This is a genomic window from Streptomyces sp. NPDC030840 (genome assembly GCF_055572015.1).
In genome coordinates, this window is the sequence record NZ_JBVIEE010000030.1 from 46,796 (window position 1) to 70,396 (window position 23,601).

At 72.5% G+C, this 23,601-nt stretch carries 25 protein-coding genes; 15 read left to right on the forward strand and 10 right to left on the reverse strand.

Annotated elements, in window-relative coordinates:
• Window positions 1-2: 2 nt before the first annotated feature.
• The gene (locus ACZ49J_RS40275) at window positions 3-713 is read left to right on the forward strand and encodes a cupin domain-containing protein (protein ID WP_467456051.1); all 711 of its coding nucleotides are present in this window, start codon (window positions 3-5) and stop codon (window positions 711-713) included.
• 63 nt (window positions 714-776) lie between these two features.
• Here ACZ49J_RS40275 and ACZ49J_RS40280 read toward each other — a convergent pair whose 3' ends face one another.
• Window positions 777-1,244: a winged helix-turn-helix transcriptional regulator gene (locus tag ACZ49J_RS40280; RefSeq protein WP_467456053.1), complete on the reverse strand. Its 468-nt coding sequence runs from the start codon at window positions 1,242-1,244 to the stop codon at window positions 777-779.
• Window positions 1,245-1,389: 145 nt separating this feature from the next.
• Between ACZ49J_RS40280 and ACZ49J_RS40285 the strand changes: the two genes are divergently transcribed.
• Window positions 1,390-2,559 carry a thiolase family protein gene (locus ACZ49J_RS40285; RefSeq protein ID WP_467456055.1) on the forward strand — a complete coding sequence of 390 codons (1,170 nt, stop codon included), beginning with the start codon at window positions 1,390-1,392 and terminating at the stop codon, window positions 2,557-2,559.
• Between the two features lie 14 nt (window positions 2,560-2,573).
• Here the strand turns inward: ACZ49J_RS40285 and ACZ49J_RS40290 are convergent, their stop codons facing one another.
• Window positions 2,574-3,356, reverse strand: coding sequence for a TVP38/TMEM64 family protein (locus tag ACZ49J_RS40290; RefSeq protein WP_467456057.1), 783 nt, complete (start codon window positions 3,354-3,356; stop codon window positions 2,574-2,576).
• 702 nt (window positions 3,357-4,058) lie between these two features.
• Between ACZ49J_RS40290 and tuf the strand changes: the two genes are divergently transcribed.
• Together tuf and ACZ49J_RS40300 are read left to right on the forward strand one after the other, a co-directional pair.
• Entirely contained in the window at window positions 4,059-5,267 is a 1,209-nt protein-coding gene (gene tuf, locus ACZ49J_RS40295) for an elongation factor Tu (protein WP_467456059.1), read from the forward strand.
• Between the two features lie 115 nt (window positions 5,268-5,382).
• Window positions 5,383-6,228 carry a spermidine synthase gene (locus ACZ49J_RS40300; protein ID WP_467456061.1) on the forward strand — a complete coding sequence of 282 codons (846 nt, stop codon included), beginning with the start codon at window positions 5,383-5,385 and terminating at the stop codon, window positions 6,226-6,228.
• Here the strand turns inward: ACZ49J_RS40300 and ACZ49J_RS40305 are convergent.
• Together ACZ49J_RS40305 and ACZ49J_RS40310 are read right to left on the reverse strand one after the other, a co-directional pair.
• Window positions 6,190-7,515, reverse strand: a complete 1,326-nt coding sequence (locus ACZ49J_RS40305) for an MFS transporter (RefSeq protein ID WP_467456063.1) — start codon at window positions 7,513-7,515, stop codon at window positions 6,190-6,192. The genes ACZ49J_RS40300 and ACZ49J_RS40305 overlap by 39 nt on opposite strands.
• 88 nt (window positions 7,516-7,603) lie before the next feature.
• Entirely contained in the window at window positions 7,604-8,614 is a 1,011-nt protein-coding gene (locus ACZ49J_RS40310; protein WP_467456065.1) for a DUF8017 domain-containing protein, read from the reverse strand.
• A gap of 463 nt (window positions 8,615-9,077) precedes the next feature.
• On the opposite strand from ACZ49J_RS40310, the gene ACZ49J_RS40315 reads away from it, so the two are divergent.
• The 3 genes from ACZ49J_RS40315 (at window position 9,078) to ACZ49J_RS40325 (ending at window position 12,080) form a co-directional block, all read left to right on the forward strand.
• Window positions 9,078-9,515, forward strand: coding sequence for a DUF4442 domain-containing protein (locus tag ACZ49J_RS40315; protein ID WP_467456154.1), 438 nt, complete (start codon window positions 9,078-9,080; stop codon window positions 9,513-9,515).
• A gap of 281 nt (window positions 9,516-9,796) precedes the next feature.
• Entirely contained in the window at window positions 9,797-11,356 is a 1,560-nt protein-coding gene (locus tag ACZ49J_RS40320) for a carboxylesterase/lipase family protein (protein ID WP_467456067.1), read from the forward strand.
• Window positions 11,357-11,426: 70 nt separating this feature from the next.
• Entirely contained in the window at window positions 11,427-12,080 is a 654-nt protein-coding gene (locus ACZ49J_RS40325) for a DedA family protein (RefSeq protein WP_467456069.1), read from the forward strand.
• Window positions 12,081-12,148: 68 nt separating this feature from the next.
• On the opposite strand, the gene ACZ49J_RS40330 is transcribed toward ACZ49J_RS40325, so the two are convergent.
• Window positions 12,149-12,679 (reverse strand): gamma carbonic anhydrase family protein, encoded by a 531-nt coding sequence (locus tag ACZ49J_RS40330; protein WP_467456071.1) that lies wholly within the window; start codon window positions 12,677-12,679, stop codon window positions 12,149-12,151.
• 96 nt (window positions 12,680-12,775) lie between these two features.
• Between ACZ49J_RS40330 and ACZ49J_RS40335 the strand changes: the two genes are divergently transcribed.
• The gene (locus ACZ49J_RS40335; protein ID WP_467456073.1) at window positions 12,776-13,579 is read left to right on the forward strand and encodes an acyltransferase; all 804 of its coding nucleotides are present in this window, start codon (window positions 12,776-12,778) and stop codon (window positions 13,577-13,579) included.
• A gap of 11 nt (window positions 13,580-13,590) precedes the next feature.
• On the opposite strand, the gene ACZ49J_RS40340 is transcribed toward ACZ49J_RS40335, so the two are convergent.
• The gene (locus ACZ49J_RS40340; RefSeq protein WP_467456075.1) at window positions 13,591-14,448 is read right to left on the reverse strand and encodes an EamA family transporter; all 858 of its coding nucleotides are present in this window, start codon (window positions 14,446-14,448) and stop codon (window positions 13,591-13,593) included.
• A gap of 90 nt (window positions 14,449-14,538) precedes the next feature.
• Here ACZ49J_RS40340 and ACZ49J_RS40345 point away from each other — a divergent pair, with 90 nt between their 5' ends.
• Window positions 14,539-15,111, forward strand: coding sequence for a helix-turn-helix domain-containing protein (locus tag ACZ49J_RS40345; RefSeq protein ID WP_467456076.1), 573 nt, complete (start codon window positions 14,539-14,541; stop codon window positions 15,109-15,111).
• A gap of 42 nt (window positions 15,112-15,153) precedes the next feature.
• On the forward strand, window positions 15,154-15,711 hold the full coding sequence (locus ACZ49J_RS40350) for a YbaK/EbsC family protein (RefSeq protein WP_467456078.1): 558 nt from the start codon (window positions 15,154-15,156) through the stop codon (window positions 15,709-15,711).
• Between the two features lie 17 nt (window positions 15,712-15,728).
• Here ACZ49J_RS40350 and ACZ49J_RS40355 read toward each other — a convergent pair whose 3' ends face one another.
• Window positions 15,729-16,820 (reverse strand): cation diffusion facilitator family transporter, encoded by a 1,092-nt coding sequence (locus ACZ49J_RS40355; RefSeq protein WP_467456080.1) that lies wholly within the window; start codon window positions 16,818-16,820, stop codon window positions 15,729-15,731.
• Between the two features lie 61 nt (window positions 16,821-16,881).
• Between ACZ49J_RS40355 and ACZ49J_RS40360 the strand changes: the two genes are divergently transcribed.
• The gene (locus tag ACZ49J_RS40360; RefSeq protein WP_467456081.1) at window positions 16,882-17,271 is read left to right on the forward strand and encodes an ArsR/SmtB family transcription factor; all 390 of its coding nucleotides are present in this window, start codon (window positions 16,882-16,884) and stop codon (window positions 17,269-17,271) included.
• A 113-nt stretch (window positions 17,272-17,384) separates the two neighbouring features.
• Here the strand turns inward: ACZ49J_RS40360 and ACZ49J_RS40365 are convergent, their stop codons facing one another.
• On the reverse strand, window positions 17,385-17,945 hold the full coding sequence (locus ACZ49J_RS40365) for an NAD(P)H-dependent oxidoreductase (protein WP_467456082.1): 561 nt from the start codon (window positions 17,943-17,945) through the stop codon (window positions 17,385-17,387).
• 134 nt (window positions 17,946-18,079) lie between these two features.
• Between ACZ49J_RS40365 and ACZ49J_RS40370 the strand changes: the two genes are divergently transcribed.
• The 3 genes from ACZ49J_RS40370 (at window position 18,080) to ACZ49J_RS40380 (ending at window position 21,176) form a co-directional block, all read left to right on the forward strand.
• A complete protein-coding gene (locus tag ACZ49J_RS40370; RefSeq protein WP_467456083.1) occupies window positions 18,080-18,748 on the forward strand; it encodes a TetR/AcrR family transcriptional regulator in 669 nt (222 codons plus the stop codon).
• Window positions 18,749-18,861: 113 nt separating this feature from the next.
• Window positions 18,862-19,755, forward strand: a complete 894-nt coding sequence (locus tag ACZ49J_RS40375) for an AAA family ATPase (RefSeq protein WP_467456085.1) — start codon at window positions 18,862-18,864, stop codon at window positions 19,753-19,755.
• Window positions 19,752-21,176: a VWA domain-containing protein gene (locus ACZ49J_RS40380; protein ID WP_467456087.1), complete on the forward strand. Its 1,425-nt coding sequence runs from the start codon at window positions 19,752-19,754 to the stop codon at window positions 21,174-21,176. Before ACZ49J_RS40375 ends, ACZ49J_RS40380 begins: the two co-directional genes overlap by 4 nt.
• A 69-nt stretch (window positions 21,177-21,245) precedes the next feature.
• On the opposite strand, the gene ACZ49J_RS40385 is transcribed toward ACZ49J_RS40380, so the two are convergent.
• Window positions 21,246-21,911 carry a CBS domain-containing protein gene (locus ACZ49J_RS40385; protein ID WP_467456088.1) on the reverse strand — a complete coding sequence of 222 codons (666 nt, stop codon included), beginning with the start codon at window positions 21,909-21,911 and terminating at the stop codon, window positions 21,246-21,248.
• A 40-nt stretch (window positions 21,912-21,951) separates the two neighbouring features.
• On the reverse strand, window positions 21,952-22,413 hold the full coding sequence (locus ACZ49J_RS40390; protein ID WP_467456090.1) for a cyclic nucleotide-binding domain-containing protein: 462 nt from the start codon (window positions 22,411-22,413) through the stop codon (window positions 21,952-21,954).
• 256 nt (window positions 22,414-22,669) lie between these two features.
• On the opposite strand from ACZ49J_RS40390, the gene ACZ49J_RS40395 reads away from it, so the two are divergent.
• The gene (locus tag ACZ49J_RS40395; protein WP_467456091.1) at window positions 22,670-23,575 is read left to right on the forward strand and encodes a universal stress protein; all 906 of its coding nucleotides are present in this window, start codon (window positions 22,670-22,672) and stop codon (window positions 23,573-23,575) included.
• The last annotated feature ends 26 nt before the right edge of the window (window positions 23,576-23,601 follow it).

A 23,601-nucleotide genomic window follows, 5' to 3' on the forward strand; every position in this document is an offset into this window, starting at 1 on the left:
CCATGGAGTTCTCTGGACTGCCGGGAGCCGTCGCCGTCTCGCACCTGTCCGTCTACGACTGGCCCGCGGCGGACGGGGTGTGCGGAGGGACTCCCCACATGCACCTGACGTGTTCGGAGGCGTACGTCGTCACGGGCGGGCACGGGGCGGTGCAGACCCTCACGACGTCCGGGTACGAGGTCACGCCCCTCGTGCCCGGCACGGTCGCCTGGTTCACGCCCGGCACCATCCACCGGCTGGTGAACGAGGACGACCTGCGCATCACGGTGCTGATGCAGAACAACGGGCTTCCCGAGGCGGGTGACGCCGTGCTGACCCTGCCGCCCGAGTACCTGACCGATCCGGAGACGTACGCCGCCGCCACGGCCATCCCGGCCGACGTCCCGGAGGCCGAGCAGGAGCGGATCGCCCGCGCACGGCGCGACCTCGCCCTGCAGGGGTACCGGGCGCTGCGCGACGCCGACGGGCCGGAGCCGCTGGCCGCCTTCCACCGGGCCGCGGCCGCGCTGGTACGGCCCCGGCTCGCCGACTGGCGGGCGCGCTGGCAGCGCGGTGCGCAGGCGGCCGCCGCGGCGACGGGGGACCAGCTCGACCGGCTGGAGCGGGGCGATCTGTCGCACCTCTGCGATGCCGTCGTGAAGGCGGAACAGCCCGCCGCCTACGGCAAGTTCGGGATGTGCGGACGGCTCGACGTGTACAAGGGGACGTCCTGAAGGTTCTCTTGCGGGGCTTGTGACGAACCAGGTGTCCTGCCGTGCGGCAGGGCCTCCTCCTTGTCACGCCACCGCCGGCCCCGCCACCGTCCAGCCGGGGGCCTGGGGGTGGGCCCTCAGGTCCTCGTGCCGGACGTCTTCGCCGCACTCCGAGCAGACCACGCGCGGGACCAGTTCGTGGCCGCAGACGTGCTCCAGGACCATCGGCGGGGCCTCCGCGTTGAGGTGGCGGTCGCCCCACTCCTTGAGGGTGACCAGGACCGGCTCCAGCTCCAGCCCGGCCGGGGTGGGCCGGTACTCGTGGCGCAGCGGCTTCTCGCTGTAGGCCACCTTCTCCAGCACACCCGCGTCCACCAGCCGCTTCAGACGCGCGGCCAGGACGTCACGCGGGGCACCGATGTTGCGGACGAGCTGGTCGAACCGTCCGTTGCCAAGGCACACCTCGCGCAGGACGAGCAGGGAGTGCTTCTCACCGACGAGTTCCAGGGTGTCGGCGATCGAACAGGGGCGGGGATCCTTGGCGGCGGGCATTCACCCAGTCTAGGGGAGGGTTTGCCTTTCCAACTTAAGAGTTTGTTTTTCCAACTTGCTCGGCTAGGGTGAGTTTGAATTTCCTACTCACTGGTAATCACCCTGGGGCAATCGCCCTGGCGTCCGCCGGCAAGGAGGCCGCACCATGCGCGACGCAGTCATCGTCGAAGCCGTACGCACCCCCGTGGGCAAGGGCAAGCCGAACGGCGCCCTCGCCCACGTCCACCCCGTGGATCTCCTCGCCCACACCCTGCGCACCCTCGTCGAGCGCTCCGGAGTCGACCCGGCGCTCATCGACGACGTCATCGGCGGCACCGTCGACCAGGTCGGGGAACAGGCCATGAACACGACCCGCTACGCCGTGCTCTCCGCGGGCTTCCCCGAGACGGTCCCCGCGACCACGGTCGACCGGCAGTGCGGCTCCTCGCAGCAGGCCGTGCACTTCGCCGCCCAGGGCGTCATGTCAGGGGCGTACGACCTGGTCGTCGCCTGTGGGGTGGAGTCGATGAGCCGCGTGCCGATGTGGTCGAACGTGCCCGCGGGCAAGGACCCCTTCGGGCCCGGCGTCGCCGCCCGCTACCCGGAGGGCCTGGTGCCCCAGGGCATCAGCGCCGAGCTGATCGCCGCCAAGTGGTCCATCAGCCGTGAGCAGATGGACGCCTTCGCGGTGTCCTCCCACCAGAAGGCCGCGGCGGCCTGGGACGGCGGCCTCTTCGACGCCGAGGTCGCACCCCTGGAGGGCGTGACACGCGACGAGTGCGTACGCCCCGGCAGCACCACCGAGATCCTCGCCGGACTCCGGCCCGCCTACCACGACCCGGACTTCGCCGAGCGCTTCCCGCAGATCGAGTGGAACGTCACCGCGGGCAACGCGAGCCCGATCAACGACGGCGCCTCGGCCGTGCTCATCACGTCGAGCGAGACCGCGGCGCGCCTCGGTCTGCGCCCCCTCGCCCGGCTGCACAGCTTCGCCGTCACCGGGTCCGACCCGCTGCTCATGCTCACGGGCGTCGTCCCCGCCACCGAGAAGGTGCTCCGCCGGGCGGGGCTGACGCTTGCCGACATCGACCTCTTCGAGGTCAACGAGGCCTTCTCCAGTGTCGTCCTGGCCTGGCGGCAGGAGACGGGCGCCGACCTCGCCAAGGTCAACGTGCACGGCGGCGCGATCGCGATCGGTCACCCACTGGGCGCGAGCGGCACCCGGCTCACGACGACCCTCGTGCACGCCATGCGTGCGAGGGGAGCCCGGTACGCGCTGCAGACCATGTGCGAGGCGGGCGGGCTCGCCAACGCCATGGTGCTGGAGAGCGTCTGAGTGAGATGCCGGGCTCAGTGCCCGCGCAGGTGGTGCCGCTTGCGCCAGGCGACGACCGCGCCGATCAGGGCAGGCACAGCGATGACCGCCATGGCGATCAGGAAGGCGGGCGAGGTCGGTGACGAGGCGCGGGAGCCGGCCACGACGTACGCCGCCGTGTTCGGGATCGAACCGAGCGCCGTGGCGAGCAGGAACGGCAGCCAGCCCATGCGGGAGAAGGCCGCGCAGTAGTTCGCCGCCCAGAAGGGCACCCCGGGGAACAGCCGGCACACCATCATCGAGCGGAAGCCGTGCCGGCTGAGCTGCCCGTCCGCTGCCTTCAGAAAGCGGGCGCGCAGCAGCGGGCGCAGCGCGTCCTGCCCGAGGATCCGGCCGAGACCGAACGCGAGCCCCGCCCCGAGGACGGTGCCCGAGAGCGCGGCTCCCAGCCCGAGCTGCGAGCCGAAGAGGGCGCCCGCCGCGAGGTTGAGCAGCGGCCGGGGCACGAAGGCGACCGTGCACAGCCCGTACGCCACCGCGAACACCACGGCCGCCGCGGCACCGCCGAGCTGCGGTGGCCAGCCGTCGGCCAGCAGCCGCTGCGGTTCGAACAGCAGCACGCTCGACGCGGCCGTCGCGAGCAGGGCGACGAGCAGTGCGAACCGCGACCACGGGGAGAGCAGCACTCTGGTGCAGCGCGCGGCGAGACCGGTCGGTGCCACCGGGGTGACGGTGGCCGGGACGACGGCGAGCTCCGCTGCGGTGGCCGGGGGAACGGCCGTGGCGGTGCCTCCAGAGCGGGTGGTGGCATCGAGCATTCCGCGACAGTAACCGACCAATGTGAGTGATCGCCGTACGGTTCGTCTCATCGGCGTCACAGGAAGCGGAACAGCCGGATACCCCCGTCCGGGTGCGGTATGTCCCCCTCCGGGGCAGGGCATTGACACGCATCACCACCGCGTACAGCCCGCGAGCGACCGGCAGGGCAACGGCGCCAGGCGTTCGTACGGGCGGGACTGCGCGTCGGCACCCGCCCTGACCAGGCCTGACGGGTCCGGCCCGGAGCGGACGCGCTCCCGAAGCCGCCGTGCGCCCGGCGCGAGGCCACCGCGGGGCCTTGAACACGCGCCCCCGCAACTCCCGAAGCGCGGACACCACCCCACGTAACCGACGCGCGAGCGTTCATGTGAAGCATCTCTCGTCCCGCCGGCCCCCATCTCCCGTCCGGCACCGTCCGCCCCGAAAACCATTCGACGGGCACCGCCGGGTCGGCGATGATCGACGCCATGTTCTGGCACGCCTTCGTTCTCGCAGCATCCGCGGCAGTCGCGGATGCGCCGAAGGCTGCCCTTGTGATCGTCGCGGCCGCCGCAGACGGCGCCCGAAGCTGACCCTTCCCGGATCGTCCGGCGGACCCCGCAGGGGGAGGGTCGGCAAGTCCTTGGGGTCCCCGTCCCGGCCGCGTTCCCGCGCCCGGGCCATCACTCAGCACCATCACTGAGAGGCTTCGAGGTACCGCCATGCCCAAGACGGCTTACGTCCGCACCAAACCGCACCTGAACATCGGCACGATGGGTCACGTCGACCACGGGAAGACCACCCTGACCGCCGCCATCACCAAGGTGCTCGCCGAGCGCGGGGCGCCCGGTGGCCCGGGCGGCACGGGTGGCACGCAGTTCGTGCCGTTCGACCGCATCGACCGCGCCCCGGAGGAGGCGGCGCGCGGCATCACCATCAACATCGCACACGTCGAGTACGAGACGGACACCCGGCACTACGCGCACGTCGACATGCCCGGACACGCCGACTACGTCAAGAACATGGTCACCGGCGCCGCGCAGCTCGACGGGGCGATACTCGTCGTCTCCGCGCTCGACGGGATCATGCCGCAGACCGCCGAGCACGTGCTGCTCGCCCGGCAGGTGGGCGTCAACCACATCGTGGTGGCGCTCAACAAGGCCGACGCCGTCGACGACGGCGAGGACACCGTGCTCGCCGACCTCGTCGAGCTGGAGGTCCGGGAACTGCTCAGCGCGCACGGATACGGGGGCGACTCCGTGCCCGTCGTACGGGTCTCCGGCCTGAAGGCGCTGGAGGGCGACCCGCGGTGGACGGCGTCGATCGAGGCGCTGCTCGACGCGGTGGACACGTACGTGCCCATGCCCGAGCGGTACCTGGACGCGCCGTTCCTGTTGCCGGTCGAGAACGTGCTCACGATCACCGGCCGCGGCACGGTCGTGACCGGTGCCGTCGAGCGGGGCACGATCCGCGTCGGCGACCGGGTCGACGTGCTCGGCGCCGGCCTGGAGACGGTGGTCACGGGTCTGGAGACCTTCGGCAAGCCCATGGAGGAGGCGCAGGCCGGGGACAACGTGGCGCTGCTGCTTCGCGGTGTGCCGAGGGACTCCGTCCGGCGCGGGCATGTCGTGGCGGCGCCCGGCAGCGTCGTGCCGCGGCGGCGCTTCACCGCGCGGGTGTACGTCCTGTCGGCGCGGGAGGGCGGTCGTACGACGCCCGTCGCCACGGGGTACCGGCCGCAGTTCTACATCCGTACCGCGGATGTGGTGGGGGACGTCGACCTCGGTGAGGTGGCCGTCGCGCGTCCCGGTGACACGGTCACGATGAGCGTGGAGCTGGGGCGTGAGGTGCCTCTGGAGGCGGGGCTCGGGTTCGCCATTCGTGAGGGTGGGCGGACCGTGGGCGCGGGGACGGTGACTTCGGTCCACTGAAGGGGGTGCCTCGGGCGGGTGGTGGACCGCGGGCCGGTTTCTGGCCGGTCGCGCGGTTCCCCGCGACCCTTCGGGGCGCGTCCCTCCGCGGCGCCGTACCGGCACAATGGGCCCCGTGACCGACCCCATACCCGTCACCCGCGTCACCGACCACGGGACCGCCAAGCTCATGCCGGACGTCGACCGGGAGCGGGCCTGGCTGCTGACGGTGGACGGGGCGCCGCAGTCGTATGTCGATCTGGACGCGCCCACGCATCTGGAGTTCGAGTACGCGCGGCGGCTGGGACACGTGCTGGACACGGTCGCCGAGCCGGGTCGGGCGCTCGACGTGCTGCACCTCGGTGGGGGAGCGCTCACCCTGCCGAGGTACGTCGCCGCGACCCGGCCCGGCTCGCGGCAGCACGTGGTGGAGGCCGACCGGGGGCTGCTGGACCTGGTCGGTGAGCATCTGCCCCTGCCCGACGGCCACAGGACGGTCCTGCACGGCGCGGACGCGCGGGAATGGCTCGAAAGTGCCCCGGCCGACTCCGCGGACGTCGTGATCGCGGACGTCTTCGGCGGCTCACGCGTCCCCGCGCACCTGACGACCGTGGCGTACGCGCGGGCCGCCGAGCGGGTGCTGCGCGCCGAAGGCGTCTATATGGCGAACCTCGCCGACGCGGCGCCGTTCGCCTTCCTCAGGTCCCAGCTCGCCACGTTCGCCGCGGTGTTCGAGGAACTCGCGCTGATCGCCGAGCCCGCCGTGCTGCGCGGCCGCCGCTTCGGCAACGCGGTGCTCCTGGCCGCCCACCATGCGCTCGACACCGCCGCCCTCACCCGACGCACGGCCGCCGATGCCTTTCCGGCGCGGGTCGAGCACGGCAGGGCACTGCGCGACCTCATCGGCACGGCCACCCCCGTGCGCGAGGAGGACGCCGTACCGTCACCCGAGCCGCCCGACGGGGCCTTCGGTATCGGCTGAACCGGCGGCGGGTGAGGGCCCCGGACCGGCCTCGGTGTCCGGGGCGCCCTGCGCCACCGGCTTGCCGCGCCGTGTCAGAGTCCGGACGTCCCGCACGCCCAGTACCGCCGCCGTCGCCACGACGACCAGCGCCGCGCAGCCCCACAGGGCGGCCGACCGCCCGAAGGCGCTCTCCGCCGGGCCCGCGAGCGCGGCGGCGAGGGGCACGACCGACACGGAGCCGAACCAGTCGTAGGCGGCGACGCGGGACAGTTTCTCCTCGGGGATCTCCTGGTGCAGCGCGGTCATCCAGGAGACGCCGAACACCTCGATCGACAGACCGCTCACGAACATCGCCACGCACAGCAGGGCGACCGGCACGGGAACGGCGAGCGCGGCGGACGGGAGGGCGAACGGGAAGACGCAGAGGATGCCAACGAGGAGCAACCGACGGGGTTTCCAGCGGGCCATCAGCAGCGCCCCGGCCGCCATGCCGGCCCCGTACAGGGCCAGCGCCAGGCCCCACGGACCCGCCCCGCCCAGATGGTCCCGGGCCACCTGGGGCCCGTAGACCGAGTCGGCCGCGACGATGACCGCGTTCACCAGGGAGAACTGGACGACGATCGCCCACAGCCAGGTGCGCCCGGTGAACTCCCGCCAGCCGTCCCTGAGATCGGCGAGCAGGCCGCCTCCCGGTTCGCGCGGCGGGATGTGGCTGACGTCGAGGAAGGAGCGCATCGCCCCGGCGACCGCGAACGCCGCCGCGTCCACCGCGAGCACCCAGCCGGGTCCCACCACGGCCACCAGCACACCGCCGAGGGCCGCGCCGCTCAGCGTCGCGCCCTGCGAGGCGAAGCGGAACAGGGCGAAGGCACGGCCCGCCTGTTCACTGGTGACGGAGGCCAACAGCATGCCCTCGGCAGCCGGGTTGAAGAACGCCTGCCCGGTGCCGCCGAGGGCGGACAGCAGCATCATCTGCCACAACCGCGGCTCGCCGGCCAGGACGAGCACCGCGAAGGCGCCCTGCGAAAGGCAGTTGAGCGTGTTGGCCGCGACCATCACGTGGTGCCGGGGGACGCGGTCCGCGATCGCGCCGCCGATCAGCAGGAACAGCACCAGGGGCAGCGTCCGCGCCGCCGCGACCAGCCCGACGTCACCGCCGTCGCCGCCCGTGTCCAGGACCGCGAACGCCGCGGCGATCAGGGCGCCGTGGCTGCCCAGGTTGGTGACGACCGCGGCGGCGGTCAGCAGGGTGTAGTTACGGCCCGCCCAGGCGGGCCGGAGGCGGGAGGTGGGGGGTGAGGTCACTGGGCGACTATGGCGCCGCGGGGCCGACTTGCCAAACACGTTTTCGGCCTCTGGGCGGAAAGCCGGGGCGGAAGGCTGCTCCGAGGGGTCAGCCCCGCACGAGGCGCACCGTGCTCAGGATCTTCTGGACCGTGGCCTCAGGGACCTCCCCGTCGACCCCCTTGGCGCCGAACAGGCTCCAGGCGACGAAATCGCCGGAGGCGTTCTTGAACGCGAAGGTGACGGCCTTGCCGTCGCTGTCGCACTCCCCCTTCTGGGGAGCGTTGACCGAGTAGGCCGTGGCGAGGCTTCCGGTGAGGCCGGATTTCGTGGTGTACGACTTCGCCCGGGTGTACGTGATGCTCTTCGTGTCCGGCTGCGTGTAGCCGCCGTAGACATACAGGGGCACCCGATTCTCGGCCGCCTGTTTTGTGGAACTGGCGCCGTTGTCGCCGCTCGTTCCGGTGATGGCCAGCGGAGTCTCGTCCTTGGTGCCGTCCTTGCCGTCGTCGTTCGTGCACCAGCCGGGCTCGAGGTACGCGGGGGCGCTGACGCTGACCCGGCCGGTCGTGCCGTTCTCCTTCCACTCGAAGCCGGTGATCCTGCTCGGGGTGCCGACCTCCCAGCGGGCGGGGACATCGAACACCGTGCCGTACTTCGGGCTGATGACGACCTTCCAGCCCGGGACGGTCGGCTTCTCCTCCGCGGTGCTGCGCGAGTCGTCCTCGCCGTCGTTCGCACGGTCGCCGGACGCCGGGGTGCCGGGGTCTGTGGACGCGCTCGCACTGGCCGGGGCCGTCCCCTTTCCTTTGCCCCCCGCGGCCTCCTCGTCCTTGTCGCCGCCGAGGACGAGGAAACCGGTCACTCCGGCGGCGATCACCACGGCCGTGGCCGCCACGATGGCGGTGACCTTCGTCCTGTTCCCGTCACCGCCACCGCCCGGCAACCGCGGGGCGCCGGCCGGTGACCGCGCTCCCCACTGCTGCTGTGCGTAGGGGCCGGGCTGCTGGTACCCGGGCTGCTGGTACGGGTTGGGCTGCTGATACCCCGGCTGCTGGTACGGGTTCTGGTCCTGCGGGTGGTGCTCGCCCCCGGGCGGCTGGTTCTGTCCTGGCCACATGGGCAGCAACCCTAGCTTGACTCTGTCGGGAATCTTTCGGGGATCTTGGCGCGGTCGAGGTCAACTTCCCAGCGTACGCCAGGATTTCGACCGGGGATGCCGTGTAGGTCCAGCAAGGTTGCCCTGTCCTCGGTAGCGGTAATGGCGCATGCCGTGTCGGTGAGCTGCCGGCGGTCGAAGCCGCTGTGGACGGCGTCGCGGTCGAAGCCCTTGGAGGGCGGTGTCCCACTGTCGCGGCGGTGCGCCGGCGCAGACGGCCCGCCGGTGATCCGGTGGGACGAGGAGGACGCCGCCACCGAGCTGCCGGCCGCGGCCCGCGACATGCAGGGCTTCCGAGCGGAAGGCATCCCGCGACACGTTTCGCTGACGTCCCCTCGTCAGCCCTGTACCAGGGGATCGCTCGACCACTCTGGCCAATGGCTGCTACTCGTGGGTAACATCCGCGGGTATGAGCGCAGACCAGATGTCGATCGGCGAGATGCTCGCCGCCACGGTGCCGATGGCCAGGACGCTGAACCTGGAGTTCCTGGAGACGACGCCGGAGAAGGCCGTGGTGGTCCTGCCGGACCAGAGCGAGTACCACAACCACGTCGGGGGGCCGCACGCCGGCGCGATGTTCACGCTGGGTGAGACGGCCAGCGGCACGATCGTGCTCGCCGCCTTCGGGGAGCAGCTCTCGCGTGCCGTACCGCTCGCGGTCAGCGCCGAGATCGCCTACAAGAAGCTCGCCATGGGCCCGGTCACGGCCACGGCGACGCTGGGCCGCCCCGCCGCCGAGGTCGTCGCCGAGCTCGACGCGGGGGAGCGCCCCGAGTTCCCCGTGTCCATCGTCATCCGGCGTGGCGACGGTGCCGTGACCGGCGAGATGACGGTTGTCTGGACGCTCCGCCCCAACGGCTGAACGGGCCGCGGGTCTGCGACCGATGCCGCGCGAGGCTGCCGGGAGGACCGTCCCGGCAGCCTCGCGCGTGCTGCCGCCGGGGCGCACCGCCGGGCTCGTCCGCCCCTTCGGTTCCTGGTGTGGCGCCAGCCATTCCTGTTCACTTCATTGACACGAGTCATCTCCCGTCCTAGTTTTCGCGCCGGAAAACCTTGGTTTCTGACGGCATGTCAACAACCTGTGTCGCATGAGGTGTTCAAGAGACGAACACCGAAGGGGCGGCACACTGTGGAGGTGACCGAGTGTTACGTCGGCTGATCACCGGGCTCACGGCCCTCGCGGCCGCCCTCGTGGCCCCGCTGCCGGCCCAGGCCGCCCAGGACCCCGTGGTCGTGCGTACCGACGCCGGCTGGGTCCGGGGCGAGACGACCGCCGAGGGACGGCAGTTCCTCGGGATCCCCTACGCGCAGCCGCCCGTGGGGAAGCTCCGCTGGAAGGACCCGCGTCCGGTCCGGCCGTGGCAGGGAGTGCGCGCAGCCAAGGACTTCGGCAACAGATGTGTGCAAGGCGCGAGTTGGGACCCTGGTTACGAGCAGCCCACCCACACCGAGGACTGCCTCGACCTCAACGTGTACGTCCCCGAGGGCTCCGTGCGCCGGCCGGTCATGGTCTGGCTGCACGGCGGCGGGCTCACCGCGGGCGCGGGCGAGGACGTCGTGCCGGACACCTTCGCCCGGCGCACCGGCAGCATCGTCGTGACCATCAACTACCGCCTGGGTGCCATGGGGTACCTCGCCACGGCCGGACTCGACGACGAGGCCCGCGACGGCGTCTCGGGCAACTTCGGGATGCTCGACCAGCAGGCCGCGCTGCGCTGGGTGCGCGCCAACATCGGCCGCTTCGGCGGTGACCCGGGCCGCGTCACCATCGCGGGCGAGTCGGCGGGCGGACGCTCGGTCTGCACCCAGCTGGCCTCCCCGACCGGCAGGGGCCTGTTCCGCGCGGGCATCGTCCAGAGCGGCGCCTATGGCGACTGCGCGGCCCGCACCCACGACACCGCGGTCGACCAGGGCGCGGCCTTCATGGACAAGCTCGGGTGCGCGGACCTGGCGTGCCTGCGCGGCAAGTCCGCCGAGGAGGTCCTGGCCGCCCAGGCGGGCTTCGACTGGGGTCCCGTGACCGGCGGCGCCTTCCTGCCCGTCCAGCCCGCCGAGGCGTTCGGGAAGGGCGCGGCCGCCCGTGTCCCCGTCCTCAACGGCGCCAACTCGGACGAGGGGCGGATGTTCGCCTTCGCGCAGTTCGACAACAACGGCACCCCGCTCACCGCCGAGCAGTACCCGCGCGTCATGCGGGCGGTCTTCGGCGAGCGTGCCCTGGAGCGCTACCCGCTGTCGGCGTACCCCTCGCCGAGCATCGCCTACGGCACCGCGATGGGTGACGCGCGGTTCGCCTGCCCCGCACTGCGCCTCGACGACGTGCTCGCCGCCCGCGGGCCGGTCTACGCGTACGAGTTCGCCGACCGCACCTCGCCGCCGTTCGCCTCGCTGCGGAACCTCGGCAAGGACTTCGACTTCGGGGCGACCCACGTCAACGAGGTCCAGTACCTCTTCAAGCACTTCGGCCTCGACAGCCCGCTGAACGCCGAGCAGCGGGTGCTGGCCCGGCAGATGATCCAGTACTGGGGCTCGTTCATCCGCGACGGCGTGCCGCGTGCCGCGGGGCAGCCCGCGCTGCCGGACGGGCGCGACGCCGTGCTCTCCCTGCGGACGGCCTCGGCGGGTGGCAATGTGGTGAGCACCACTGTGTCCGACGAGCACCAGTGCAACCTCTGGGACGCATCCCCCGTCACAGTCAGCAGGTAGGCTGCTCCGGCGTGCGCCCAGGCCGGGTGCACGCCGGAACGCAGGGTCCAGTGACAGGGGAGGAGCGGCGTTGCACGTCCAGGAATGGCTCGAGACGGTGCCCGCGGTCAGCATCTATCTGCTGGTGGGGCTGGTCATCGGCCTGGAAAGCCTGGGCATCCCGCTGCCCGGCGAGATCATCCTGGTCTCCTCGGCGCTGCTCGCCTCGCAGCACGGCGAGATCGACCCGTTCGTCCTCGGCGCCTGCGCCAGCGCGGGCGCGATCATCGGTGACTCCATCGGCTACGCCATCGGCCGCAGGGGTGGGCGCCCGCTGCTGGCCTGGCTCGGCGGCAAGTTCCCCAAGCACTTCAGCGAGGGCCACATCGCGACCGCCGAGCGGTCCTTCGAGAAGTGGGGCATGTGGGCCGTCTTCTTCGGGCGCTTCGTGGCCCTGCTGCGCATCTTCGCCGGTCCGCTCGCGGGCGTGCTCCGGATGCCGTACTGGAAGTTCCTGACCGCCAACGTCCTCGGCGGCATCCTGTGGGCGGGCGGCACGACCGCGGTCATCTACTACGTGGGTGTCGTCGCCGAGGCCTGGCTCAAGCGCTTCTCGTGGCTGGGGCTGGTGGCGGCCGTGCTGTTCGGGGTGGGGTCGATGCTGATCCTGAAGCGCAAGGCCAAGAAGGCGCAGGCGCAGGCGCCCGCGGCGGCCGAGCCCGAGGCGGTCCCGGCCGCCGACTGACCTGCCGGTCGTTCGTGGCCGGTCGCGCCCCCGCGGCGGAGCCGCATCAGGTGACGGCCCCGTGTCCCTTACCGGGCGCCTGCCTGCCGGTGCGTCTCAGCCAGCTCCACGTACACGGCCGCGTTGAGCGCGATCCCCTCCCGCTCCTCGCTCGTCAACTCCCGCTTGACCTTCGCCGGCACCCCCGCGACGAGCGATCCCGGCGGCACCCGCATCCCCTGCGGCACCAGGGCCTGCGCGGCCACGAGGGACCCCGCACCGATCACCGCTCCGTTCAGCACGGTCGCCCCCATCCCGATCAGGCAGTCGTCCTCGACGGTCGCCCCGTGCACCACCGCGTTGTGCCCGATCGAGACGCGCTCGCCGATGGAGATCGGGAACCCGGGGTCGACGTGGAGCGTGCAGTTGTCCTGCACGTTGCTCCCGGCCCCCACCACGATCGGCTCGAACTCGGCGCGCAGGACCGCGCCGTACCAGACGCTCGCCCCCTGGTGCAGCGTCACGTCGCCGAGCACCACGGACGTCCGCGCGGCGAACGCCCCCTGGTCCACCTTCGGGTCCTTGCCGCCCACGCCCGCGATCAGGGCCTCGTGCGTCATCGCTCACTCACTCCTCGTTCAGACGGCTCGTCGGTAGGGGCACCGTAAGGCATCGGCGTGCCTGCCGTGGGGCGAAGATCACAGCCGTACGGGCTCATGAGGACGGCCTCCGCTGAGTACGGTGAGCGGGTGCCCGAGCGCAAGAACACGTTCTCATCCTGGCGTCGCCGCCTGACCCAGCGCGCCGTCCACGCGGGCTGGGCCTGGGTGCAGCGCACGGGTTCCGTGACCGCCGACCACCCAGGGCGCTTCCGCTTCGGTGCGATAGGAACCGGTACCAGACTGGCCTTCCCGCTCGGCACGGTCTTCGGCGAGCCCTGGATCCACCTCGGCTCGCACTGCATCGTCGGCGAGCAGGTCACGCTGACCGCCGGGCTGATGCCGGACCTCGACCTCGGCCCCGAGCCGATCCTGCGCGTCGGCGACGGCGTCGTCCTCGGCCGAGGCAGCCACGTCATCGCCGACACCACGGTCACCATCGGCAGCGACTGCTACTTCGGTCCGTACGTCTACGTCACGTCCACGAACCACTCGTACGACGACCCGCACGAGCCCATCGGCAAGCAGTGGCCGCGTATGGAGCCGGTGTCGATCGGCGCCGGCTGCTGGATCGGGACGGGGGCGGTGATCCTTCCGGGAGCGCGGATCGGGCGGAACGTGGTCGTGGCCGCGGGGGCGGTCGTGCGAGGCGTCGTGCCCGATCGCTCGGTGGTGGCAGGGGCGCCCGCCAGGGTCGTACGGAGCTGGGACCCGGTGGCGGGCTGGCAGCCGCCGCTGCGGACTCCGCCGCCGGTGCCGATCCCGGACGGGGTGACCCCCGAGCAGTTGCTGGCGCTGGCGGAGCTGGGCGAGGACACCGTGAACGCGCTCGCGGAGCGGACCTCGAAGGGCGAGTCGTAGCCCGGCGGCGTTCAGCCCGTGGCCAGCAGGACGGTGCCCACGAGGGCGAGGCCCGCGCCCGCCGCCTGGACGCCGCGCAGCCGTTCCCCGAGGACACCGCGTGCGGCCAGGGCCGTCACCACGGGGTAGAGCGAGGCGAGGACGGCGGCGACCGTGACCGGGCCCTGCTGTGCGGCCACCGAGTAGGTGCCGTTGGCGCCGACGTCCGCGAGGCCCACGAAGGCGAGCGCCGGGAGCGAGCGCCAGGGGAAGCCTTCCGCGGGGAGGGCCGGGGTGCCGCGCCGCACCGAGACGTACAGGGCGGCGCCGCCGGCGACGACGTTCGTGACGCGCTGCACGAACAGCGCGAGGAACAGGCCGGTGAGCGTCGTCGAGGCCTCGGCGATCAGGGCCATGACCCCACCGAAGCCGAACGCCGCGAGCAGGGTCAGCAGGACGGCCTGCCGCTCGACCGGGGCGCCCCGGAGCTGGGGCCCGCCCGCGAGCACCACACCGGCGACGGCCACGACGATGCCCGCGAGGTGCAGCAGCCCGGGACGCTCACCGAGGGCCAGCCCCACGCCGATGGGCACCGCCACTCCCAGGGAGCCCAGCGGGGAGACGACACCCATGGGGCCCAGGGCGAGCGCCTTGTAGAAGGCGAGCATCGCGATCGGCCCGACGAGGCCCGCGGCCACCGCGAACCACAGCTGGGGGCCGGCCTCGCGCCAGCCGCCGGTCGCGGCCACGATCGCGCCGAGCACGACGACGGCGATGGTCTGCGAGACGACCACCACCGTGAGCGCGGGCGTCCGCCGTGTCAGCATTCCGCCGCCGAAGTCGGCCAGGCCCCACAGGAGGCTGGTGGCCAGGGCGAACAGTGCTGTCATGGGGCCTCGCAGTACAGTGCGGTGAACGAAGGGTGCACCACACCGTAGTTCATTGCATTGGACTATGTCATTCAGAATATTGGACGGAATGTGTCGGACCTCGACCTGCTGACCCAGTCCCTGGCGCGGAACGTCAAGCGCTGGCGCACCGAGCGCGGCTTCACGCTGGACGCGCTCGCCGCCCGGGCCGGAGTCAGCCGCGGCATGCTCATCCAGATCGAGCAGGCCCGCACCAACCCCAGCCTCGGCACCGTCGTCAAGATCGGCGACGCCCTCGGCATCAGCATCACCACGCTGCTCGACTACGAGCAGGGACCCAAGGTCCGCGTCGTGCCGGCCGACCAGGTGGTACGGCTGTGGCACACCGACGCGGGCAGCTACAGCAGGCTCCTCGCCGGTACGGAGGCGCCGGGCCCGCTGGAGATGTGGGACTGGCGGCTGATGCCCGGCGAGAGCAGCCGGTCGGACCCGCACCCCGCCGGCACGGTCGAGATCGTCCATGTCACGGCGGGCGAACTCACGCTCACCGTCGAGGGCGTGGAGTACCGCGTCCCGGCCGGCGACAGCGCCACCTTCGAGGCCAACGCCACGCACACGTACGGCAATCAGGGCGACGTCCCGACGGAGATGGTGCTCACGGTGTCGGTGCCGCCCGTGCGCTGAGACACCGACTCACCTGCTCCCGCGGCCTGTTAACGTGCGGCCATGCAGGCACCCATCGGACACTTCGACCACGCCAGACCGGCCCCCGACAGCCTCGACGACCTCACCGCCCCGGTCGCCGACGCCGTACGGAACTGGAGCGGCAGCGTCCCCGCCGGCCAGATCGTGTACGTCGACACGGACCCGGAGTGGGCCGACACCGCGGTGTTCGTCCAGCACTACGGGCAGGAGCTGCTTCAACAGTCCGCGAACTGCGTGGTCGTCGCCGGCAAGCGGGGCGGTGGGACGACGCTGGCCGCGTGTGTCGTCCTGTCCACGACGCGGGTCGACGTCAACGGCGTGGTCCGGCGCCAACTGGGCGCCCGCAAGGCCTCGTTCGCCGCGATGGACACGGCGACCGGCGAGACCGGCATGGAGTACGGGGGCATCACGCCGATCGGGCTGCCCGGCCAGTGGCCCGTGCTGGTGGACTCCGCGGTCGTCGATCTGCCGTACGTGCTCGTGGGCAGCGGACGGCGGCGCGGGAAGCTGCTGGTGCCCGGCAAGGCGTTCGCGGAGCTGCCGGGCGCGGTGGTGCTGGAGGGGCTCGGGGTCGCCTGACCGCGGTCGTCGCCGGTCTACGCCGCCGTGTGGTGGGCCAGGGCGAGGTGCGGGTCCGCCTCGCCCGGCGCCGGTGCCGGGTCCGCGTGCACCAGGGCCGCGGTGAGCCTCGGGACCGCGTGGAGCAGGGCGTGCTCGGCCTCGACGGCCGTGCGGTGCGCCTGACGTACGGTCAGGTCCCCGTCGACGACGACCGCGACCTCCGCCCGCAGCCGATGCCCGATCCAGCGCAGCCTCAGCTCGCCCACCTCCCGCACGCCCGGCACGTCCCGCAGGGCCCGTTCGGCGTGGTCCACCAGGGCCGGGTCGACGGCGTCCAGGACGCGCCCGAACACCTCCCGCGCGGCGTCGCGCAGCACGAGCAGGATGGCGGCCGTGATCGCCAGCCCGACCAGTGGGTCGGCGAGCCGCCAGCCGATCGCGGCGCCGCCCGCTCCCACCAGCACCGCCAGTGACGTGTAGCCGTCCGTCCGCGCGTGCAGTCCGTCCGCGACCAGCGCCGCCGAGCCGATCGCGCGGCCGACGCGGATGCGGTAGCGGGCCACCCACTCGTTGCCCAGGAAGCCGATGACCGCGGCCGCGGCGACGACCGGGACGTGGTGGACGGGGCGCGGGTCGATCAGCCGGTCGATGGCCGTCCAGGCCGCGAAGGCCGCGGAGGCGGCGATGGTCAGCACGATCGCGATGCCCGCCAGGTCCTCGGCGCGCCCGTAGCCGTACGTGAAGCGGCGTGTCGCCGCGCGGCGGCCCAGCACGAAGGCGATGCCCAGCGGAACGGCGGTCAGGGCGTCGGCCGCGTTGTGCACGGTGTCGCCGAGGAGCGCGACCGAGCCCGACAGCACGACCACGACCGCCTGCGCCGCCGCCGTCACGCCGAGCACGGCCAGCGAGACCCACAGCGCTCTCACGCCGCGCGCGGAGGACTCCAGCGCGGGGTCGAGCTTGTCGGCGGTCTCGTGGGAGTGAGGGGTGAGGAGGTGGCGCAGGCGGGACAGCGGTGCGGGACGGGGGCGGTCGTGGTAGTGCCCGTGCTCGTGGGTGTGGTCATGGGGGTGGCGATGGTGGCCGTGGTGGGGGCCGTTCCCGTGCTCGTGGTGGCGGTCGCTCACGTCGTTCCCCTTCCGGTGCGCGGAGTGGACGTGCTCGCGCCCACAGGGACATTATGTGCGTATGAGCGCACGCATGCACCTGTCACCTGCGCATGATGCGCAGCCGCACACCGGCAGCGCGTCGGGCGGCCACCCGGGCGAGCCTGGTGAGGAGCAGTTCGCGCTGGCCGCGGAGCTCCTCGGGCTGCTCGGCGACCGTACGCGGCTCGCCCTGCTGCACGCGCTGTCCAAGGGCGAGTCCGACGTCACGACGCTCACGGAGGCGTGTGGCGCGGCGCGTCCGGCGGTCAGCCAGCATCTGGCGCGGCTCCGGCTCGCGGGCCTGGTGGGCACGCGGAAGGAGGGGCGGCGGGTGATCTACTCGCTCCGCGACGGGCATCTGCGGCGCGTGGTGGACGAGGCGCTGAGCCTGGCCGACCACCGGCTCACGGACCGGCCCGCGCACGACTGAGCGCAGGGGCGGGTGCGGAGAGTCGGGTACGAAGAGGCGGGCACGAAGAACGGCTCCGGGCGGTGGCCGTGTGCCTCCGCCCGGAGCCGTGGGGGTGCTGTGTGCCGCAGGAATCAGGCGGCGGCCGCGCCCGCGGAAGCGGTGAGCTGCTCCAGGACCTGGGTCAGGCCGGTGACGACCTCGGCGTCGTCGGCCGGGTGGGTCTCGGCGAAGCGGACCACGGAGCCGGGGATGGAGAGCTTGGCGTCCTCGAGGACCGTGGAGCCCGCGACGCCGAGGGACTTGCGGGTCTCGTCCTGGGCCCACACGCCACCGAACTGGCCGAACGCGGTGCCCACCACGGCGGCGGGCTTGCCGGACAGCGCGCCCGCGCCGTACGGGCGGGAGAGCCAGTCGATCGCGTTCTTCAGGACGGCGGGGATCGTGCCGTTGTACTCGGGGGAGAAGAGCAGGAGGCCGTCGGCCCGTCCGGTGGCCTCGCGCAGGCGGACCGCGGCGGGCGGCACGCTGCCCTCGACGTCGATGTCCTCGTTGTAGAACGGCACCTCGGCGAGGCCCTCGAACAGCTCGATCTCGACGCCCTCGGGGGCGTGCTTGACGGCGGCCTCGGCGAGCTGGCGGTTGTGCGAACCGGCGCGGAGGCTACCGACGAGCGCGAGGATGCGAACGGACATGAGCTGACTCCTAGCAAAGAGCGATGAGAACTGGGCGGACCGGGACTGGTTAACCGGACCGGGGTCCGTTGAAATGTGTACCACTTATCCGGACCGTGGTCCACTTGTCTGTGGTGAGCGTTACTCTCGTTGCCATGACCGAGCCGCTGCCTCTTGTCCCCGTGTCCCAGGAGCACGACCCCCTCGAGGGACTGATGGACCTCATGCCGACCCCCGCTGACCAGCCGCGACTGCGGGCGGACGCGGCGCGCAACCGCACCAGGCTGCTGGAGGTCGCCGCCCGGCTGGCGGGGGAGTGCGGGGCCGCCAACCTGACCATGGAGGCCGTCGCCACTGCCGCGCAGGTCGGCAAGGGCACCGTGTTCCGCCGGTTCGGCGACCGCACCGGGCTGCTGATGGCCCTGCTCGACCACCACGAGCGGGAACTGCAGAGCGCGTTCCTGACCGGCCCCCCGCCTCTGGGCCCGGACGCGCCCCCGGTCGAGCGGCTGAAGGCCTTCGGCTCGGCTGTGATCCGGCACGAGTACGCCCATCGAGACCTGTACCTGGCCTCCCGCGCGGACGTCTCCCGCCGTCACACCAGCGGGGCGTCCCTCCTCCGGCTGAGCCACATCTGTCTGCTCCTGCGCCAGGCCGGGGTCAAGGGCGACACCGAGCTCCTGGCGCAGACCCTGCTGGGCTATCTGGACATCACCCTGGTCGACCACCTGATATCGCGCCGCCGGATGACGCTGGAACGGCTGGAGGCCGGGTGGGGCGACCTCGTCGGTCGTCTCGTGGCGGGGGAGTCACCGCTGCAGTGACCGCTTTCCAGCCGGCGGGAGCGCGCGCGAAGCGACCGCTTGGTAACTTGCCTGGGTACCGTACGCAGGGCTGGACGACGCGCCGCGCGCCGGGGCGAGGGGGAGTTGTGGACATGGCCGAGCAGCAGGACTGTCCCAGGGCCGACGGGACCGGGTTCTTCTCCACCGTGGACGACGTCGTCGTGCGCCTGGCGGAGGCGGGGTACCTCGCCTCGACCGCCGTCGCCACCACGGTGTTCCTGGCCGACCGGCTCGGCAAGCCCCTGCTCGTCGAGGGCCCGGCGGGCGTCGGCAAGACCGAGCTGGCCAAGGCGGTCGCCCGCGTCGGCGGCGCCCGGCTGGTCCGGCTCCAGTGCTACGAGGGCATCGACGAGTCCCGCGCCCTGTACGAGTGGAACCACGCCAAGCAGCTCCTGCGCATCACCGCCGGCCGCGACGAGACCTGGGACGAGACCCGCACCGACATCTTCAGCGACGAGTTCCTGCTCACCAGGCCGCTGCTGTCCGCCATCCGCGGGGACGAGCCGACCGTGCTGCTCATCGACGAGACCGACAAGGCGGACGTCGAGGTGGAGGGCCTGCTCCTGGAGGTGCTCAGCGACTTCCAGGTCACCGTCCCCGAGCTGGGGACGATCACCGCGACCCAGCGGCCCTTCACGGTTCTCACCTCGAACGCCACCCGCGAACTCTCCGAGGCCCTGCGCCGCCGCTGTCTGTTCCTCCACCTCGACTTCCCCGACGCCGAGCTGGAGCAGCGGATCGTGCGGCTGAAGGTGCCCGGCCTGGACCAGGTGCTCGCCGACTCGCTGGTCCGGGTGATCGGCGCCCTGCGCGCCATGGAGCTGCGCAAGGCGCCCTCGGTCGCCGAGACGATCGACTGGGCGCGCACCCTGCTGGCGCTCGGCGCGGACACCCTCGACGAGTCGGTCGTACGCGACAGCCTGGGCGTCGTCCTCAAGCACCAGGACGACATCGCCAAGGCCACCCAGGGGCTGACCCTGGTATGAGCGCGCGTGACGTGCCGGTGAGCACGGTGCTGCCCGAGCGGCTCACCGCCTTCGTACGGGCGCTGCGCGGCCACGGGATACGGGTCGGTCCGGCCGAGACCGTGGACGCGGCAGCCGTCCTCCAGGTGCTGGGCCTGACCGACCGGGAGCGGATCCGTGAGGGCCTCGCGGCGGCGCTGCTGCGGGCCGACCGGCAGCGCGCCGTGTTCGACGCCACCTTCGATCTGTACTTCCCGCTCGGCGTCGGCGAGCTGGCGGCCACCCGCGCCGCACCCGCCGCCGACGTGGCCGAGCTGCGCGACCGCCTCGCCGAAGCCCTCGCCGCGAACGACACGTCCGGCCTGACCCAGCTCGCCGGCGAGGCCGTGGACATGCTCGGCGCCTACGGCTCGGCCGGCACGGGCGGCTCGACGGGCACGGGCGGCTGGTCGGCCCACCAGACCCTCGACCGGCTCCGGCCCCAGACGCTGCTGGCCCGCATCCTGGCGGCGGGCCGCGCCGGTGGCTCCGGTGGCTCCCGTGGCTCCGGTGGATCCGCCGACTTCACGGAGCGGCTCGAAGCGGACGAGATCCGGCGCCGCATCGAGGACTTCCGCCGCCGGGTGGGCGCCGAGGCGCGCCGGCGGGTCGCCGAACGCCGGGGCACCGACGAGATCGCCCGGCGAGCTGTCCGCCCCAGCGCGGACCAGGTCGACTTCCTCATCGCGAACCGCGAACAGCTCACCGAACTGCGCCGCACTCTCCAGCCGCTGGCCCGCAAGCTCGCCACGCGGCTCGCCGCCCGCCGGCGCAGGGCGGCTCGCGGCCAGATCGACATACGCCGTACGCTGCGCCGCTCCCTGTCCACCGGGGGAGTGCCCCTGCGCCCCGCTTACCGCAGGCACCGGCCCGCACGCCCGGACATCGTGCTCCTGTGCGATGTGTCCGGCTCGGTCGCCGGATTCGCGAACTTCACGATGCTGCTCGTCCAGGCCATGCGCGACCAGTTCAGCCGGGTCCGCGTGTACGCGTTCGTCAACCGCGTCGACGAGGTCACCCACCTCATCACCACGGGTGCCGCCGACCCGGCCGCCCTGGGCCGGAGGATCGCCACCGAGGCCGCCGTGACCGGCTGGCACGGCAGCAGCGACTACGGCTCCGCGCTGGGCGAGTTCGCCGAGCGCCACCTCGACGCGGTCGGCCCGCGCACCTCCGTGATCGTCCTGGGCGACGCCCGCACCAACGGCTTCGATCCGAACGTACCCGCGCTCCGGCGCATCGCCGCCCGAGCCCGCCGCGTCCACTGGTTCAACCCCGAGGCTCCCGCCTACTGGTCGACCGGCGACTCGGCGGCCCACGCCTACGCCGAGGTCGTCGACATGCACGCGTGCCGCAACGCCCGGCGTCTCGGGGAACTGGTGACCCGTTTGCTGCCGGTCTGACCGAGGGCGGAGCGGGCTTCGCGGCCCCTGCGGTCTCCCCGGTCTCCGCGGCCTCCGTGGCCTTCGCGGTCAGTAGGCCTCGGGGGTGCGGTGCGGGCCCGTCAGATCGCACTCGACGTCCACCACGCCCTCGACCGCGCGGACCATCCGGGCCGCGACCGGGATCAGCGCCACATCCCTGACGCGGCCCGAGACCTTGACGACGCCGTCGTGGACGGCCACGTGGACCGGCGACAGCGGGGCGGGGAAGAGGTACGAGACCACCTCGTGCCGCACCTCCTCGGCGATGTCCTCGTCATCCCGGAGGAACACCTTGAGCAGGTCCGCACGGCTGACGATGCCCTGCAGCATGCCGTGGTCGTCGACGACGGGAAGCCGTTTGATCCTGGCGTGCGCCATGGTGCGGGCCGCCGTCGCGAGTGTGGCGTCCGCGTGGACGGTGACAGCCGGGCTGGTCATCAGCTCCCCGGCCGTGACCGCCCGGGCCTTGGCCAGGTCCGTGAGCCGTCCGAACCGCACGGGCCGGTCCGGCTCACTGGCGCGGAACTCCTCCTTGGGCAGCAGGTCCGCCTCGGAGACGACTCCGACGACGCGGCCCTCGCCCTCCAGGACGGGCAGCGCGCTGACCCCCCACTGCTCCAGCAGCCGGACGATCTCCTTGAAGCCCGCCCCACGGCCGACGGCCGCGACCGTGGTGGTCATCACGTCGCTCACGATGCGGGGTGTGCTGTGCACGGTGACTCCAAGTCCGCGTTCGTGGTGGAAGCTGTCGGGGTCAGCGGCCGCCGCTGCCGTACGGGGCGTAAAGGTCCAGCAGCCGGGTCCGTGCCGACCGCAGCCGGTGGGCGAGGATGCCGCCGATCCACTCGGCGATGGCAAGTCCGAACTCGGGATCCTCCTGGCACAGGGCGCGCACGTTCACAGCGTCGAACTCGTACGCCCGGACCGGGCTCGTCGCCTCGGCGCCCAGATGCCAGGTGTGCGGGGCGAACAGCCAGGACCAGCCGACCAGGTCGTTGATGCCCAGGGTCTCGATCACCACCGCGCGACGGCCCGGCACCCGCATGTCGAGGTCGACCGTGCCGGTGCGGATGACCCAGAACCGGTCCGCGCGGCCCTCCTCCTCGAAGAGCCGGGTGCCCTGCGGGAACGACACCTGATGGGCCATGCCGATCAGGCGTTGGCGGTGCTCGGCGGCGAGCGCGCGGAACAGGGGGGTGGCGGGGGGAGCGTTCATGGCGGTGCCTCCACGAGGGCGTACGGACCTGCCATCTCCAGCGTCGCTCCGTGCGTCTGTGCTCGCCATGGGCGATCCGGCCCTTTCAGGGGTAAATGCGGTTGTTCGTTGACTGCAGGTGACTCGTGGCTTGTCGCGCCCACGCGGCGGAGCCGCACATTGATACAGCCCCGCGCCCCTTTCGGGGCGCACCCCGGCACCGCGGGTACTCGGCCCACGCCCATGCTCGACCCCTCCGACCCAGGAGGTGCCCACCATGTCCCGCACTGTCACCGTCGGGCTCGACGGGTCGCCCGAGAGTCTGGCCGCTGCCGAGTGGGCGGCGCGCGAGGCCGGGCTAAGGGGGCTGCCGCTGCGGCTGGTCAACGTCTGGGAGCCGGTTCCGGAGGTCATGGGGCAGGCTCCGTTGCTGGGCGCGGACGTCGAGCACGAGTGGCGGGAAGGAGCCCCTCGCAAGGCGGCGGACGGCATCCGGCTGCGTCACCCCGGTGTCGAGGTGATCGCCGGGCAGCTCTCCGGCGCCGCCGCCGAGGTGCTGACCCAGGAGACGGAGGACGCCGAGCTGCTCGTCCTCGGCTCCCGCGGGCTGAGCGGCATCGGCGGCTTCCTGGTCGGTTCGGTCGGTCAGTCCGTCGTGGCGCACGCGAAGGTGCCCGTCGTGCTCGTACGGGCCGGGGAGCAGGCGTCCGACGAACACCTGACGGACCCGGCGGGCGTCCCGTCCGCCACGACCCCGTACAAGCCCGTCGTCCTCGGACTCGACACCGACCGGCCGAACGACACCCTGATCTCCTTCGCCTTCGACGCGGCGGCCCGGCGCGGGACGGCCCTGAGGGTCGTCCACGGCTGGAGGCCGCCGCCCCACTTCGCACACGGCATCCCCGAGCACCGGGAGCTGGAGGCCGAGCTGGGCCGGTGGGACGGTGCCGTGCTGGCCGAGGTGCTGGGCCCCTGGAAGCGGAAGGTGCCCTCCGTCGAGGTCGTCGAGGAGGCCCGGCCCGGCAAACCGGCCCACCACCTGGTGGACGTGTCCCCGGAGGCGTCTCTCGTGGTCGTGGGCCGTCGCATCCGGCGTGTCCCGTTCGGCCCTCACATCGGACCCGTCACCCACGCCGTCCTGCACCACGCCACCGCCCCCGTCGCCGTGGTCGCACACGACTGACCCGTCCGGCCCGGTGACGGGCTGCG